15 protein-coding genes are annotated in these 15,974 nt (G+C 61.0%); 10 read left to right on the forward strand and 5 right to left on the reverse strand.

The features are described from left to right. Positions 1-68: 68 nt before the first annotated feature. The 4 genes from efeU to efeO (ACVWVP_RS12855) are packed head-to-tail and all read left to right on the forward strand — an operon-like array spanning position 69 to position 4,291. Positions 69-914, forward strand: coding sequence for an iron uptake transporter permease EfeU (efeU, locus tag ACVWVP_RS12840; RefSeq protein WP_178923814.1), 846 nt, complete (start codon positions 69-71; stop codon positions 912-914). Between the two features lie 10 nt (positions 915-924). Further along, a complete protein-coding gene (gene efeO, locus ACVWVP_RS12845; protein WP_178923812.1) occupies positions 925-2,127 on the forward strand; it encodes an iron uptake system protein EfeO in 1,203 nt (400 codons plus the stop codon). Between the two features lie 14 nt (positions 2,128-2,141). Continuing rightward, positions 2,142-3,446 (forward strand): iron uptake transporter deferrochelatase/peroxidase subunit, encoded by a 1,305-nt coding sequence (efeB, locus tag ACVWVP_RS12850; RefSeq protein ID WP_178923810.1) that lies wholly within the window; start codon positions 2,142-2,144, stop codon positions 3,444-3,446. A gap of 26 nt (positions 3,447-3,472) precedes the next feature. Beyond that, positions 3,473-4,291, forward strand: coding sequence for an iron uptake system protein EfeO (gene efeO, locus ACVWVP_RS12855; RefSeq protein ID WP_176998162.1), 819 nt, complete (start codon positions 3,473-3,475; stop codon positions 4,289-4,291). A 61-nt stretch (positions 4,292-4,352) separates the two neighbouring features. On the opposite strand, the gene pssA is transcribed toward efeO (ACVWVP_RS12855), so the two are convergent. Next, complete coding sequence (gene pssA / locus ACVWVP_RS12860) at positions 4,353-5,696, reverse strand: CDP-diacylglycerol--serine O-phosphatidyltransferase (RefSeq protein WP_457406294.1); 1,344 nt, start codon at positions 5,694-5,696, stop codon at positions 4,353-4,355. A 125-nt stretch (positions 5,697-5,821) separates the two neighbouring features. On the opposite strand from pssA, the gene ACVWVP_RS12865 reads away from it, so the two are divergent. Both ACVWVP_RS12865 and ACVWVP_RS12870 read left to right on the forward strand, forming a co-directional pair. Beyond that, the gene (locus ACVWVP_RS12865; protein WP_457406297.1) at positions 5,822-6,385 is read left to right on the forward strand and encodes a TetR/AcrR family transcriptional regulator; all 564 of its coding nucleotides are present in this window, start codon (positions 5,822-5,824) and stop codon (positions 6,383-6,385) included. Positions 6,386-6,439: 54 nt separating this feature from the next. After that, positions 6,440-6,919: a nuclear transport factor 2 family protein gene (locus ACVWVP_RS12870; protein WP_457406299.1), complete on the forward strand. Its 480-nt coding sequence runs from the start codon at positions 6,440-6,442 to the stop codon at positions 6,917-6,919. A gap of 30 nt (positions 6,920-6,949) precedes the next feature. Here the strand turns inward: ACVWVP_RS12870 and ACVWVP_RS12875 are convergent, their stop codons facing one another. Beyond that, the gene (locus ACVWVP_RS12875) at positions 6,950-8,107 is read right to left on the reverse strand and encodes a PQQ-dependent sugar dehydrogenase (protein ID WP_457406302.1); all 1,158 of its coding nucleotides are present in this window, start codon (positions 8,105-8,107) and stop codon (positions 6,950-6,952) included. Positions 8,108-8,129: 22 nt separating this feature from the next. Continuing rightward, entirely contained in the window at positions 8,130-8,447 is a 318-nt protein-coding gene (locus tag ACVWVP_RS12880; protein ID WP_178925993.1) for a hypothetical protein, read from the reverse strand. A gap of 182 nt (positions 8,448-8,629) precedes the next feature. Here ACVWVP_RS12880 and ku point away from each other — a divergent pair, with 182 nt between their 5' ends. Together ku and ligD are read left to right on the forward strand one after the other, a co-directional pair. Further along, positions 8,630-9,463, forward strand: coding sequence for a non-homologous end joining protein Ku (gene ku / locus ACVWVP_RS12885; protein WP_259171306.1), 834 nt, complete (start codon positions 8,630-8,632; stop codon positions 9,461-9,463). Between the two features lie 15 nt (positions 9,464-9,478). After that, positions 9,479-11,950 (forward strand): DNA ligase D, encoded by a 2,472-nt coding sequence (ligD, locus tag ACVWVP_RS12890; RefSeq protein WP_457406305.1) that lies wholly within the window; start codon positions 9,479-9,481, stop codon positions 11,948-11,950. 18 nt (positions 11,951-11,968) lie between these two features. On the opposite strand, the gene lpxO is transcribed toward ligD, so the two are convergent. After that, entirely contained in the window at positions 11,969-12,868 is a 900-nt protein-coding gene (gene lpxO, locus ACVWVP_RS12895) for a lipid A hydroxylase LpxO (RefSeq protein WP_457406308.1), read from the reverse strand. Positions 12,869-13,157: 289 nt separating this feature from the next. On the opposite strand from lpxO, the gene ACVWVP_RS12900 reads away from it, so the two are divergent. Then, entirely contained in the window at positions 13,158-13,544 is a 387-nt protein-coding gene (locus ACVWVP_RS12900) for a TIGR03067 domain-containing protein (RefSeq protein WP_457406310.1), read from the forward strand. Positions 13,545-13,680: 136 nt separating this feature from the next. Here the strand turns inward: ACVWVP_RS12900 and ACVWVP_RS12905 are convergent, their stop codons facing one another. Then, positions 13,681-14,493, reverse strand: a complete 813-nt coding sequence (locus ACVWVP_RS12905; RefSeq protein WP_457406312.1) for a class I SAM-dependent methyltransferase — start codon at positions 14,491-14,493, stop codon at positions 13,681-13,683. A gap of 155 nt (positions 14,494-14,648) precedes the next feature. Here ACVWVP_RS12905 and ACVWVP_RS12910 point away from each other — a divergent pair, with 155 nt between their 5' ends. After that, positions 14,649-15,887 (forward strand): MFS transporter, encoded by a 1,239-nt coding sequence (locus ACVWVP_RS12910; protein WP_457406360.1) that lies wholly within the window; start codon positions 14,649-14,651, stop codon positions 15,885-15,887. Positions 15,888-15,974: the final 87 nt, after the last annotated feature.

Consider the following 15,974-nt stretch of genomic DNA (forward strand, 5'->3'; position numbering starts at 1 on the left):
TGCTTGTTTAGTAATGAGTATCATTATGTTACAAATTAGCATCCTATCCAGTCTCGACGCGGTGCCGAATGCTTGTTCCCTTTTTAATCATGCTGCGCGAAGGCATTGAAGCCGCACTGATCGTTGGCATCATCGCCAGTTACCTGCAGCAAACCGGCCGTGGCCAGTGGATGCCTGCCGTATGGATCGGCGTGTTCCTGGCCGCCGCACTGGCCCTGCTGGTGGGCGGTGGCCTGGAGTTGGTCAGTGCCGAATTCCCGCAGAAACAACAGGAGCTGTTCGAAGGTGTCGTCGGCCTGGTCGCCGTAGGCATTCTCAGTTCCATGGTGTTCTGGATGCGCAAGGTGGCCCGTTCCATCAAGCATGCCCTGCACGAATCCCTGGATCACGCATTGGCCGGCTCCAAGCACCAAGTCATCGCGCTGATTGCCATGGTGTTTTTCGCCGTGGCGCGTGAAGGGCTGGAGACGGTGTTCTTCCTGCTGGCCGTGTTCCAGCAGAGCGAAGGCCCCGGCGCACCGATTGGCGCCCTGCTCGGCCTGATCCTGGCGATTGTGGTCGGTTTCCTGATCTATTCCGGCAGCATGCGCCTGAACCTGGGTGCGTTCTTCCGCTGGACCGGTTTGTTCATCCTCGTGGTCGCCGCTGGCATCCTGGCCAATTCGGTCCAGGCCCTGCACGAAGCCGGGGTGTGGAACCACCTGCAAACCGTGCTGTTCGACTTCAGCGCTGCGCTGCCCATGGACAGCCCGCTGGGCTCGGTGCTGGCTGGCATGTTCGGCTATCAAGAGGCACCGACCGTCAGCACCCTGGGTGCTTATCTGATTTACCTGGTGGTGGCCCTGGTGATGTTTTTCCTGCCTTCGGCCCCTGCCAAGCCTGTCGCCAACTCTTCTTCCGTTTCCAGCCAGTAAGGACCGTCTCTTGTCCAACCCTACCCCTCAACCGGCCTCGCCCCCTCGCGCCCTGCGCTGGGCGGTGGCCGGCTCGGTGGTCGTGATGATCGCCGCCGGTGGCCTGTTCTACTACGCCTCACAATTGGCCGCCGCCAAACGCCAGACCAACCACAACGAAATTGCCGTGACCATCCACGGCCACGCCTGCGAGCCCAATGAGCTGACCGTGCCCGCAGGACGGGCGAGCTTCCGCATCATCAACCGCTCCGACCGGGCGGTGGAGTGGGAAATCCTCGACGGCGTACTGGTGATCGAAGAACGGGAAAACATCGCCCCGGGCCTCAGCCAGGTGATCAACGCCAACCTGTTGCCTGGCGACTACGCCATCACCTGCGGACTGTTGAGCAACCCACGGGGCACGCTGCACGTCACACCAACGGCAGAGTCCGACGCCCAGGCCAAGGCCAAACCGTCGATGGTGGCCTTCATTGGCCCGTTGTCGGAATTCCGCGTGTACCTGAGCGGCCAAGGCAGTGCATTGGTCAAGGCCGCCACGGCCCTGCAACAAGCCATCGATGCCGGTGACCTGGCCCAGGCGCAAGCCTTGTACGTGCCGGCCCGCGAGGCCTACCAGCGCCTGGCCCCGGCGTCCCAACGCCTGGCGGAGCTGGACAACGCGATCAACGCCCGCGCCGACTACTTTGAAAAACGCGAACAGGACCCAGCGTTCAGCGGCTTCCACCGCCTCGAATACAGCCTGTTCCAGCAGCGCAGCCTCGACGGTCTGGCGCCGGTTGCGCAGCGCCTGGTCGCCGACGTCACCAGCCTCAAACAACAACTGCTGGCCCAGTCCCTGCCACCCGAGCAACTGGTGAGCATTGTGGTGCGCAACCTCAACAGCCTCGCCGATGTACGCGCCGTCAGCGGTGAAGAGGAACGCTACAGCCATGTCGACCTGAACGGTTTTGCCGCCAATCTTGAGGCCGCCCATAAAGTGGTCGAGTTGATGCGTCCTTTGCTGACCAAATCGGCCGCCGACCTGTTGCCGAAAATCGACAGCGCTCTCAGCGCGTTCGATGGCGAACTCGCGGGTTTCAAAGTCAATAACAGTTACAGCTCGTACGACAGCGTTACCGCCGATCAGCGCAAGCAGATCGCCGACAAGGCCAAGGCTCTGGCCGTTGCACTCGATGGAATCGACCCCGCCCTTGGCCTTTCCGGCCTGCAGTGAAGACGACCGCACAGATGAGTGATTCAGAACAGTTTGACCTTCAGCGCCGCCGCGTCCTGCTGGGCATGGCCGCCACCGGTGCAGCCATTGCCGGCAGCACCCTGACCTGCCCGGCCATGGCCGCTGCCGCCGAGCAAGTCACCACCGCGCCGCGCAGTGACAAGACCCAGGACCACCATGATTTCTTCGGCAAGCACCAGAGCGGCATCGTCACCCCGCGCCCGGCTTGCGGCATGGTCGTTGCGTTCGACGTACTGGCCAGCGACCGGGAAGACCTGGAGCGTCTGTTCCGCACCCTGAACGAGCGCATCAGCTTCCTGATGACCGGCGGCACCGTGCCTCAGGTGGACCCGAAACTGCCACCCACCGATTCGGGCATCCTCGGCCCGGTGGTCACGCCGGACAACCTGACCATCACCGTGTCGGTCGGCGAATCGCTGTTCGATGAGCGCTTCGGCCTCACCGCCGTCAAACCCAAGCGCCTGAGCCGCATGGTGGGTTTCCCCAACGACGCGCTGGAGCCTTCGCAGTGTCACGGCGACCTGAGCCTGCAGTTCAGCTCCAACACGCCAGACACCAACATTCACGCCCTGCGCGACATCGTGAAGAACCTGCCGGACTTGCTGCTGGTGCGCTGGAAACAGGAAGGCAGTGTGCCACCCCAGGCCCCTGCCAAACCGGGCGAACCGGCGCAAAGTGCACGTAACTTCCTCGGTTTCCGTGACGGTTCGGCCAACCCGAACTCCACCGACGACAAGGCCATGGACCAGATTGTCTGGGTGCAACCTGGCAGTGACGAGCCCGCCTGGGCCGCAAACGGCAGCTACCAGGCCGTGCGCATCATCCGCAACTTCGTCGAGCGTTGGGACCGTACCCCTCTGCAGGAACAGGAAAGCATCATCGGCCGCGTCAAACCGACCGGCGCGCCCATGGATGGCGACAAGGAAACCCAGGTGCCGGACTACAGCAAGGACCCGGAAGGCAAGCTGACCAAGCTCGATGCCCACATCCGCCTGGCCAACCCACGTACCCCGCAGACTCAGGCCAACCTGATCCTGCGCCGGCCGTTCAACTACTCCAACGGCGTCAATAAAAACGGTCAGCTGGACATGGGGCTGTTGTTCATCTGCTACCAGGCTGACCTGGAGAAAGGCTTCATCAGCGTACAGACCCGGCTCAACGGCGAGCCCCTGGAGGAGTACCTCAAGCCGGTGGGCGGCGGGTATTTCTTCACCTTGCCGGGCGTCACGGGGCCCAAGGATTTCCTCGGGCGTACGCTGCTCGCTGCAACGCACCCTCAAACCACTGCCAACACCTAAAATAAACCCAGAGCGGAAACTGTCCCATGAAGAAGTCGACTATTGCGTTGTCGTTGTTGCTGTCCCTTTCGCCGCTGGCAGCCTTCGCCGCCACCGCACCGCTGGACCTGGTAGGCCCGGTTTCGGACTACAAGATCTACGTGACCGAAGAAATCGGCGAGCTGGTCACCCAGACCAAAGCCTTCACCGACGCGATCAACAAGGGTGACCTGGCCACCGCCAAGAAACTCTACGCACCGACCCGCGTGCACTATGAGTCCATCGAGCCGATCGCCGAACTGTTCAGCGACCTCGACGCCTCGATCGACTCCCGTGTTGACGACCATGAAAAAGGCGTGACCGCCGAAGACTTCACCGGCTTCCACCGCATCGAATACGTGCTGTTCTCGCAGAACACCACCAAAGGCCTGGAAACGCTGACCGCCAAGCTCAACACCGACGTCAACGACCTCAAGACCCGTGTCGACGGCCTGACCTTCCCGCCTGAGAAAGTCGTGGGCGGCGCCGCAGCCCTGCTCGAAGAAGTCGCCGCCACCAAGATCTCCGGCGAAGAAGACCGCTACAGCCACACCGACCTGTATGACTTCCAGGGCAATATCGACGGCGCGAAGAAAATCGTCGACCTGTTCCGTGGCCAGATCGAGAAGCAAGACAAGGCCTTCCTGGCCAAGGTCGACAAGAACTTCGCCACCGTGGACAAGATCCTGGCCAAGTACAAGACCAAGGACGGTGGTTTCGAGACCTATGACAAGGTCAAGGAAAACGATCGCAAAGCCCTGGTTGGCCCGGTCAACACCTTGGCAGAAGACCTGTCCACCTTGCGTGGCAAGCTGGGCTTGAACTAAGCAGCAGCGCAAAAAAGACCCGGGCCCCTCGACAGGGCCCGGGTCTTTTTTTGCCCGGTAATCAGAGTATCCGATACAGCAAGCGCTCAATGCGTACGCGGCTGACCCGACGCAGGAACTTGCCCACCGCTTCCGGGTAATCCAGCAGGGTTTGCAGCTGCTGGTACCCTTCGATGCGCGTGGTGTGCTGGTAAATCTGCGTCAGCTCCATACGCCGAGGTGCCAGCCACTCACCCTGCGGGTCATCGATGAGCAAGGCGTTTTCCAGGTCGAGGCGGAACGCGCGGGGGTTGAGGTTGTTGCCGGTGAGCAAGGTGTAGCGCTGGTCAACCCATATGCCCTTGAGGTGGTAGGTGTTGTCGCCGTCGCGCCACAGGTGCAGGTTCAACTGGCCGCTGTCGATCATCGGCTGATGGCGTTTGGCGAAGCGGCGCAGGCTGATTTCGTAGAGGTACGGCAGCGCCGCGATCACTTTGAACGGCTCACTCGGCGGGATGTAGAAATCGTTGGCGGTCTTGTCGCCGACGATGATGTCGATCTTCACGCCTCGCGCCAACGCCCGGTTGATCTCTCGCGTCACCGGCAACGGTAGGTTGAAGTACGGCGTGCAGAGGGTGAGCTGGTGTTGGGCGCTGGCAATCAGCTCCAGCACCACACGGTTGAGTGGGTTGTTCTTGCCCACCCCCAGCAACGGGCTGACCGACAGGTGGCCATTGGGCAACTGCCCCGCCGTGGTGTCATAGGCCGCGTGCTTGAGGCGGCTGCGCAAGTCGCCGATATCGTTGCGCAAACTGCGGGTGGTGGGCGGGTTGGGCAGATCCAGGCGATTGACCGCTTTGGAGGCCACCAGGCCGTGCTCCACCAAATGCTGCATGGAGTCTGCCAGCGGTTGGCTGTGGATCAGGTGGTAACGGTCGAAGCGGTATTTTTCGAATTTGTGCAGGTACACATTGTTCAGGCTGGCGCCGCTGTACAGCACGCTGTCGTCGATCACGAAACCCTTGAGGTGCAGCACGCCAAACAGCTCGCGGGTTTGCACGGGCACGCCGTACACCGGCACCTGGCTTACGTGGGACGCAGTCATCGCTTGGTACCACGCGCTGTTGCCAGGCTGTTTGCCGGCACCGATCAGGCCGCGTTGGGCGCGCAACCAGTCGACCACCACCACGATGTCCAATTCCGGTCTTGCCGCCTTGGCCGCGTGCAGGGCGTCGTAGATCTCCTGCCCCGCTTCGTCCTGCTGCAAGTACAACGCCACGATGTAGATGCGCCGGGTGGCCTGGGGGATCTTCTCCAACAGGCAACGGCGGAACGCATCGGCGCCAGACAGCACCTCGATGGAATCGCTGGAAAGTGGGAAACCGCGCAGTTTGGGCAGCAGGGAGCGTTTGAAGAACGACGGCATAAGGCTCGCAATGGGTCGAATCCGAAGAGGCCCCGAGCTTACACCATGGGGGTGCTCAGGTCTCGCAGCAGCGCATGGAAAAAAGTTAATTGACCAAGAAGAATGATCGTTCTACTGTACGCCACATGAACGATATGACAGGCAACGAAACCCGCGACATCATCCTCGACGTCACCGAAAAGTTGATCTACCGCCATGGCATCGCCGCCACCGGCATGGACTTTCTGGTGAAAACCGCCGGTGTCTCGCGCAAAAGTATTTACCGTTACTTCGCCAATAAAGACGAGTTGGTGATTGCCGCCCTGCAGCGCCGCGACGAGCGCTGGATGCAGTGGCTGCGTGGCGAAGTGGAACGCAGCGAAGGCACGGGTGAGCGCCTGTTGGCGCTGTTCAGCGCCCTCAAGGCCTGGTTCGGCTCGGCGGATTTTCGCGGCTGCGCCTTTATCAACACCAGCGGCGAAACCGGCGACCCGCACAACCCGGTGCGCCTGTTGGCCAAGGCCCACAAACAGAAACTGTTCGAGTACGCACTCGAACTGTGCCAAGCACATGGCACCCCCGACCCGGAACGGCAGGCCGCGCAACTGCTGATCCTGATCGATGGCGCCATTACCGTTGCCCTGGTGATGGGTGATTCAACAGCTGCCGATGATGCGCAATGCATGGCGCGAACGTTATTGGGACTGTGAAACCGCACGCCAAGCAACTTTCGATCATCCGTTATTGTTTTCAGGAGCTGCCCGATGTCCTCTACCGCTGAAACTCGCCCGCCGCTGCCGCCGTTCACCCACGCCTCGGCCATCGAAAAAGTGCGCCTGGCCGAAGACGGCTGGAACTCCCGCGACCCACAACGGGTGTCCCTGGCCTATACGCTGGACACCCACTGGCGCAACCGCGCCGAATTCGTCACCAGCCGCGAAGAAGCCAAAGGTTTTCTGACCCGCAAATGGGCCAAGGAACTGGACTATCGGCTGATCAAGGAATTGTGGGCGTTCACCGACAACCGTATCGCCGTGCGTTATGCCTACGAATGGCACGACGACTCCGGCAATTGGTTCCGCTCCTATGGCAACGAGAACTGGGAGTTCGATGAGAACGGCCTGATGGCCAACCGCTTTGCCTGCATCAACGACCTGCCGATCAAGGAAAGCGAGCGCAAGTTCCACTGGCCGCTGGGCCGGCGCCCGGATGATCATCCGGGGCTGTCCGAGCTGGGGTTGTAACAAGAAGGGGCCGCATTGCGGCCCCTTCTTTCAATCCTGATTAAGACCGACGCGATACAACACGCCGTTGTCTTCGTCAGTCAACACGTACAGGTAACCATCCGGCCCCTGGCGCACGTCGCGAATCCGCGCTTTCAAGCCGCCGAGCAGGCGCTCTTCATGGATCACCTTGTCACCGTCGAACTGCAACCGGATCAGTTCCTGGCTGGCCAGCGCACCGATAAACACGTTGTGCTGCCACGGTTTGAAGCGGTCGGCATCATAAAACGCCATGCCACTGATACCCGGCGACTTTTCCCACACGTGATGGGGCGGAACGGTGCCCTCCACGGCCTTGCCCTGGGCTTCGGGAATCGGCGTCAGCGAATAATTGATGCCATGGGTCGCCAACGGCCAGCCGTAGTTTTTGCCGCGCTCGATGATGTTGATTTCATCGCCACCGCGCGGCCCATGTTCGTTTTCCCAGATCGTGCCGCTCCAGGGGTTCAACGCCAGGCCCTGGGGGTTGCGCTGGCCATAGGACCAGATTTCCGGTCGCACGCCTTGCTGGCCAACAAAGGGGTTGTCTTCTGGCACGCGGCCATCCGGGAAGATCCGCACCACCTTGCCTTGCAGCTTGTCCAGGTCCTGGGCCGTGGGGCGGTCATTGTTCTCGCCAAGGGTCACGAACAGATAGCCGTCGCGGTCAAAGGCCAATCGTGAACCGAAGTGGTTGCCGGTAGACAGCTTGGGCTCCTGACGCAGGATCACTTTGAAATCCTTCAAGCCGCTCAAGTCATCCGCCAGGCGCCCGCGCCCGACCGCAGTGCCCGCCGTGCCGCCCTTGCCACCGCCTTCGGCGTAAGAGAGGTACACCATGCGATCTTCCTTGAAGTCGGGCGACAGCACCACGTCCAGCAAACCGCCCTGCCCTTTGGCCCACACCTGCGGTACACCGGTCAGGGGCGCCGACAACTTGCCGTCCGGGCTGACAAAGCGCAGGTGGCCGGGGCGCTCTGTGACCAGGAAGCCTTGCTTGTCCGGCAGGAACGCCACGGCCCATGGGTGGTCCAGGCCCTTGGCGATTGGCGTGACCGAGAGGCTGCCTTGTTCACTGGGAAATTGTTGGGCTGGGGCGGCAAACACTGTTGTCAGGGGCAGCAACGTGCTTGCGCAGACAACGGCGAGAAGGGTTTTGCGTAGCAACATAAGGCGAAGTCCTTACCGGCACTCAAGGCCGGCGATTGCCGTTGGCATCAAAGGTGGGGGCTTTGGTTTCGGTCGCGGGACGACTGGGAGCGGCATCGCGCTTGGGATAACGGTTGCCGATACCGCCGTTTTCCACGGTGGGCCGGGGGCTGGTCGGGCCGATCTGCACACCGCGCGTGGCCGGCGCATTGGGCTGGGTGCCCTGCATGCTGTTGGGGTTGGCCCGGTGAATCGGGCTGTTGTTGGAATCGGTGCGGCCGGGCAGGCTTTGCGCCTGGGCCAGTGACGTGAGTGCCATACCCAACGCCAGCACTGCTAGATGACGCACACAGCTGTTCATGACAAAGCCTCTCTGAGGAGTAATACGTGCTTTCGATAACACGCTACGCCTTGGGTTCGGCTTTCGTAACTAAATAGTTTCTCATTAGGTGTAACACGATCTGTCCGCATATCTGCTCATCGAAACTTTTGCCAGCGCCTGCCGGTCACCTGAACACTGACTCTGTTCAAGGAACCGCAGCCATGCCACGGGCAATCTGGAAAGGCGCCATCAGTTTCGGCTTGGTCCATATACCGGTGTCGCTGGTGTCGGCAACGTCCGCTCAGGGCGTTGATTTTGACTGGCTCGACAAACGCAGCATGGACCCGGTGGGCTACAAACGCATCAACAAAACCACCGGCAAAGAGGTCACCAAAGACAACATCGTCAAAGGCGTGGCCTTCGAAAAAGGCCGCTACGTGGTGCTCAGCGAAGACGAAATTCGCTCGGCGCACCCCAAGTCGACCCAGACCATCGAGATCATCGCCTTTGTCGCCAGTGACCAGATCCCGTTGCAGAACATCGACACACCCTACTTCCTCGCCCCGGACAAACGCGGTGGCAAGGTCTACGCCCTGCTGCGCGAAACCCTGAAGAAAACCCAAAAAGTCGCGCTGGCCAATGTGGTGCTGCACACCAAGCAGCACCTGGCCGCCTTGATGCCGCTGGATTCAGCCCTGGTGCTGGTGATGTTGCGCTGGCCCGCCGAAGTGCGCAGCCTGGATGAGTTGGAACTGGGCAGCGACGTCACCAAGCCGAAGCTGGCCAAAGGCGAGTTGGACATGGCCAAGCGCCTGGTAGAGGACATGAGTGCCGACTGGCAACCCGACGAGTACCGCGACAGCTTCCAGGAGAAGATCCTGGCGCTGGTGGCAAAAAAAGCCAAGGCCGGCAAAATCGAAGACGTGGAAACCACCCAAGGCAGTGACGAGCGCAAATCGGCCGACGTGATCGACCTGACCGAACTGCTCAAACGCAGCCTGGCCGGCAAACCGGCCAAGAAACCTGCCGCGAAGAAAGCCACCAAAGCCTCCTGAGCCACGGAACCTCCCATGCCAAAGCCCTTGAGCGAGTACAACCGCAAGCGCGACTTCGAGATCACCGCAGAACCGGCGGGCAACGCACCGAGTCGCCAGCGCAAAACGTCGGCGCTGTCGTTCGTGATTCAAAAACACGATGCACGCAACCTTCACTACGACTTTCGCCTTGAACTCGATGGTGTGCTCAAAAGCTGGGCGGTGCCCAAAGGGCCGAGCCTTGACCCCAGCCAGAAACGCCTGGCAGTACACGTCGAAGACCACCCTTTGAGCTATGGCGGCTTCGAAGGCACCATTGCCCCCGGCCAATACGGCGCCGGGGATGTCATCGTCTGGGACCGTGGCGTATGGCAACCCCATGACGATCCGCACAAGGCTTACGCGGCGGGCAAACTTAAATTCACCCTGATCGGCGAAAAACTCTCCGGCGATTGGGCCTTGGTGCGCACCCGTCTCAAAGGCAGTGGCGACAAAGAGCAATGGCTGCTGATCAAGGAAAAAGACCCTCAGGCACGCCCTGCCACTGATTACGACATCGTCCAGGCCATGCCCAAAAGCGTGCTCAGCGACGCCACAGTCGGCAAATCCAAAACCCGGGCCAAACGCGAGAAAAAGCCAATCACTCTCCCCGAGCAACTCACGCCGCAGTTGGCCACTCTGGTCGATCGCGCGCCAGACGGTGACTGGCAGTACGAAATCAAATTTGACGGCTACCGCATGCTTGCGCGCATTCTTGACGGCGAAGTGCGCCTGTTCACCCGTAATGGCCACGACTGGACCGAGCGCCTGCCGCGTCAGGTCAAGGCGTTGCAAGCCCTCAAGCTCAAGGACAGTTGGCTCGATGGTGAAGTGGTCAGCCTCAACGGTGACGGCTTGCCGGATTTTCAGGCGTTGCAGAACGCCTTCGATATCGGCCGCAGCCTGGACATCGTGTATTACCTGTTCGATGCGCCATTCCTGGGCGGAGTGGACCAACGCAAGGCGCCCGTCGAGGAACGTCGGGCGGCGCTGAAATCCGTACTCAGCAGGAGTCGCAGCAAACTGCTGCGGTTTTCCGAAGCCTTTGTCGCCAACCAGCGCGACATCATTGAAAGCGCCTGCGACCTGGCCCTGGAAGGCGTCATCGGCAAGCGCCTGGGCAGCCCGTATGTGTCCAACCGCAATACGGACTGGATCAAGCTCAAATGCCGTTTGCGCCAGGAGTTCGTCATCGTCGGCTACACGCGCCCCAAAGGCTCGCGCACCGGGTTCGGCGCCCTGCTGCTGGCGGTGAACGACGCGACGGGCCTGGTGTATGCCGGGCGCGTCGGCACCGGGTTTGATCAGCCCTCGCTGAAAGCCATCTACGCGCAGCTCACACCGCTTGAGTGCAAGGCCTCACCGCTGGCAACACCGCTGAACAGCACTCAAGCACGCGGTGTACATTGGGTGGAACCTGCGCTGGTCGGCGAGGTGCACTTTGCCGAATGGACGCGGGAAGGCATCGTACGCCAGGCTGCATTTGTGGCATTGCGCACCGACAAGCCGGTGTCACAGATCATTCATGAGCAACCGCGTGCGGCGAAGTCGCTGAAAGCCTCCAGGCCCCAAAAAACGGAGGCTGGCGTGAACATCACTCACCCCGACCGGGTCATCGACCCGCAAAGCGGTACACAAAAGCAACAGTTGGCGGCCTTTTACGAGGGTATCAGCGAATGGCTCTTGCCCTTCCTGCGTCATCGGCCTGTGTCACTGCTGCGTGCACCGGAAGGCATCGAAGGTGAGCAGTTCTTCCAAAAACATGCCGAGCGCCTCGCCATTCCCCACATCAAGCAGCTGGACCCGGCGCTGGATCCTGGCCATGCGCGCTTGATGGAAATCGACAGCGTGAGCGCCCTGGTCGGCGCCGTGCAGATGGGCGCCATAGAGCTGCATACCTGGGGCGCCACCTCGGACAAGATCGAAACGCCAGACCTGTTTGTACTCGACCTGGACCCTGACCCTGCGCTGCCGTGGAAAACCATGCTGGAGGCGGCGCAGCTCACGCTGTCGGTACTCGATGAGTTGGGGCTGGACGCCTTCGTCAAGACCAGCGGTGGCAAGGGCTTGCACCTGGTGATTCCGCTGGCGCGCCGGGATGGCTGGGACAGGGTGAAAGCCTTCGCCAAAGCCATCGCGCAGTTCATGGCGCAGCAATTGCCCGAGCGCTTCACCGCCACGGCCGGGCCGAAAAACCGCATCGGCAGGATCTTTATCGACTACCTGCGCAATGCGCGCGGCGCGAGCACGGTCGCGGCTTATTCCGTGCGGGCGCGGCCGGGCCTTCCCGTGTCAGTGCCGGTGAGTCGTGAGGAGTTGAAAACGTTGCGCGGTGCCCAGCAGTGGACGGTCGCCAACCTGCAGGAGCGTTTGAAGGGTTTGAAAGCCGACCCGTGGGTCGGGTATGCCAATCGGCAGAAGCTCAGCAAAAAAATGTGGGACAAGCTGGGCGCGCGCCCACCCGAGTGAGCCGCGCCCGATCGCGCTTTAGATCAGGATGAAGATCAGCGCCAAGCCAGCGAAAATCGCCCACTTTTCCAAGTAGTAACGTGCGCGATTGCGTTTCTTCAGTTCTTTGCCGCGCAGACGGATCTTGTACAGGCGGGTAAATGCCCGGTTCAAACCTCCGGTCTTGTCGCCATCATCGTTCGGCGAACCGGCTGCAGCCATCACATTGCGGCTGAACCAGCTGTTGAATGCTGCCGCCCAGCGGTACTTCATCGGCCGCTCGATATCGCAGAACAGGATGATGCGGTTTTGCTGAGTGGTGTTTTCAGCGTAGTGGATGTAGGTCTCGTCGAACATCACCGGCTCGCCGTCGCGCCAGTAGTAACTTTCGCCGTCCACGTTGATGTAGCAACCCGGGTCATTCGGTGTGTCCAGACCCAGGTGGTAACGGTAGGAACCGGCATACGGGTCACGGTGGCGGACCAGCTTGGAGCCCGGTGGCAACTCGGCGAACATCGCGGCCTTGATCGAACCGATGCTCTGCACCAGTTCGGTGGTGCGCGGGCACAGCTTCATGGCCGACGGGTGGCTGTCGCCGTACCACTTGAGGTAGAAGCGCTTCCAGCCCGACTTGAAGAAGGAGTTGAAACCGACGTCGTTGTACTGGTCGGAGCGCTTGATCGCCCCGGCCTGCATCAGGTTCTGGCCTTCCTGGCGGATCTCTTCCCAGTGTTCCTGCAACGGTGCCAGGTCGGGAAAGTCGCTTGGCGACAGGTACGGTCGGCTGGGTTGCTTGGAGAAGAGGTAGAGAAAGCAGTTGATCGGCGCCAGGAATGTCGAGTGATCGCTAAGCTGGCGACCCAGCTTGTGTCGCACCCGGCCACGCAGGTGTACATACGCAATGGAGGCAACGTAGAGAGCAACAATGATGAGTTTCAAGGGATTCGTCACACGTCAGTAGAGAGAACAGGCTGCTCCTGCGTGCCCACGACGGCCGAGGATTGAATAAGCAGCACCTGAAATCACAATTCACATTTATGCGGCACGACCGGCTAAATGAGCACCGGTTCATCACCATTGGCAGTTATTTAGCCACAGTTTGTAACCAAAGGTTAACTAAGAATTGTGAAAACCTGTCCATTCAATGTGCTGGATCAATGCCAACGCTTGCCTTGCAACGCCGCGATGCGGCACTGTCCGCAACCCCTTACTGCAAAAAGGAATTTGTATGTCGTCCCGCACCGACGTGGATTTTCAAGCCCTTCAGGGCACTTGGGAACAGACCGCTCTCGAAGACAGTGGCGTGCTGAATCCGGTCGACGCCCATAGCGCTCCCGGCGCCGTGACGATCATCAGCGGTGACAGCTTTGAAGTGCTGACTACCGAGGGCAAAGTGTTGTTGGCCGGCCGTTTTTCCCTGGACAGCACGACAACCCCCAAGAGCATTACCTGGGTGGACGCCATCGGCGAAGACGCCGGCAAACACCTGCCCGCCAGTTATCGTCTTGAAGGCGACGACTTCGTGTTCATCGCCGCCGATGAAGGTATGCCCAGGCCGACCGAATTCAGCACCGGGCCGGGTCAGACCATGCGAACATTCATACGTCGCCGGTGACCCATACACATCCGAATTTGCGACACGCTTTTCACAAGGCCTTCACTTTCCCACCTATAGGGTTAAGCCTACCTACTCCAGTGAATCCCTTGGCCCGCCACTCTCGCGGGCCTTTTTTTGCCTGCACGCCAGTGGATCACACGGACCGTTTAGTGGCCGTCAGGGTGAAACACATTGGCAGTTGCGCGCTCTGGTGCTCGTACTGATCGTAGAGTTCTTCACGATTGGAATGCGGGTACTCCTGCAAGTGGCTGATCTGCAACTGCGCCGCAACCGCGCCGCTGACGATGCTCCCCAGCGTATGCACATACCAATAGGACGCCGGCCCGGCTTCGGCCTTGGTACCTTCGTAGACAATCGACTCCTGCAATACGAACGGATCGCGCTGGAAGTACGAACTGGCCGGCAACAGCGGGTTGTCGGCCCTGGGGTCGAACACCTCCAGAAACGGATGGGTTTCGTAGATCACCAGTGTGCCGCCCGGCTTTAAGGTGCTGGCCGCATGACGCATGAACAGCGCCACGTCCGGCATCCAGCCCAGCACGCCGATAGTCACCAAGGCGACATCGAACTGGCCGAGCAAATGCTCAGGCAAGTGGTGAATATCCGTCTCAATGAATTCAGGTGTGTGGGGTGAAATATGAGCCAGCTCCTGGGCCTGCTGAAGAAAAGCTCGGGACTGATCCACGCCCACCACAGAACGAGCGCCAAGCCCGAACAGCGACAGGCTCTCACGGCCGTTGTTGCAGCACAGTTGCACCACGTCCTTGCCGGCAACGCCGACGTCTTGCAGCAGTGCGGTAATGGTCGGGTCCAGGCACGAAAAACCCGGCTGGGCAACCGACGCCACCAGCGCATTCCAAGTGGCGGTGCCTTTGTGCAGCGCGGCCGAAGCGTCCCAAGCGGCCTTGTTGCGGGTGATTGCCTGCTGGGCTGAGGGCATGTCCATTGCGACTCCAGGATTTGAATAAAGCGGGGTTCGGAAAATAAGCCAATTGCCTGTCAGATAAAACCCTCATGCATGGCGAAACTAATCCCCGGGCCTACAGGTCACTAAGCCAATGAGCGCTCAGCCCCTGAGTGCCGCCCCCTGAAGACCTCGCCGTGGCCCATCACACCGACCTGCGTACCACCTTGTCCCTCGACAGCCTGAATTTTTTCCTGGCGGATGTACGCGACGGCCTCGGGCCTTATCTGGCGATCTACCTGTTGGCGGTACACAAGTGGGACCCGGCCAGCATCGGCGTGGTCATGACCCTGGCCGGCATTGCCGCATTGATCACCCAAGGACCTGCCGGCGCGCTGATCGACCGCACCCGCAGCAAGCGCGCAGTGATCGCGATTGCCGCAATCCTGGTGACGCTCAGTTGCCTGGTGCTGCCGTTTGTCAGCGCATTCAGTTGGGTGGCGTTGACCCAGGCCGCCAGTGCGGTGGCCGCGTCGGTGTTCGCCCCGGCGATTTCCGCCATTTCCCTGGGGATCACCGGGCCGCGCGCCTTTACCCGCCGGACCGGGCGCAACGAAACTTTCAACCATGCCGGCAATGCCGTGGCCGCCTTGCTGGCTGGCGGCCTGGCGTACCTGTACGGCCCGGTCGTGGTTTTTTACCTAATGGCGTTCATGGCAGTGGCCAGTGTCGTGGCGGTCAGTTGCGTGCCGGCAGCGGCCATCGACCATGACGTTGCCCGAGGCTTTGACCCGGCCCATGCCCACGACCACGAGCAGCCCTCCGGCATCAAGGTATTGCTGGGCAACCGCCCCCTGCTGCTGTTTGCCGTGTGCTGCGCCCTCTTCCACCTGGCCAATGCGGCGATGCTGCCACTGGTCAGTCAGAAGCTGGCGCAGATCAACCTGCAGATGGCCACGCCACTGACTTCGGCGTGCATCGTCGCCGCGCAGTTGGTGATGGTGCCAATGGCCTGGCTGGTGGGCGCCCGGGCCGATGTGTGGGGGCGCAAGCCGTTATTGATCGCCGGATTCCTGATCCTGCCGTTGCGCGGTGTGCTGTATACCTTGTCCAGCGACCCGTACTGGCTGGTGGCAGTGCAGATGCTCGACGGCATCGGCGCCGGGATCTTCGGCGCGCTGTTCCCGGTGATCGTCAAGGACCTGACCCAGGGCACCGGGCGCTTCAATGTCAGCCTGGGTGCGCTCTCGACCGTATTTGGCCTCGGCGCGGCCTTGAGCAGCAGCCTCGCGGGTTTTGTCGTGCAACTGGCGGGCTACAACGCAGCTTTCCTGACTCTGGCCGGCGTGGCCGCCCTTGCCCTGGCGCTGCTCTGGCTGGCCATGCCGGAGACCTTGGCGAAACCTTCGTTCGCCTGCCATACAACTGTCGCCTGACATATGCGACAATGCGCGCCAAATTCCAACACACATCCAAAATCTTCTGCTCAGCGACCGGGTTTCGCGCCTTGATGTCGCTGTTGA

This window comes from Pseudomonas sp. TE24901 (assembly GCF_054058375.1).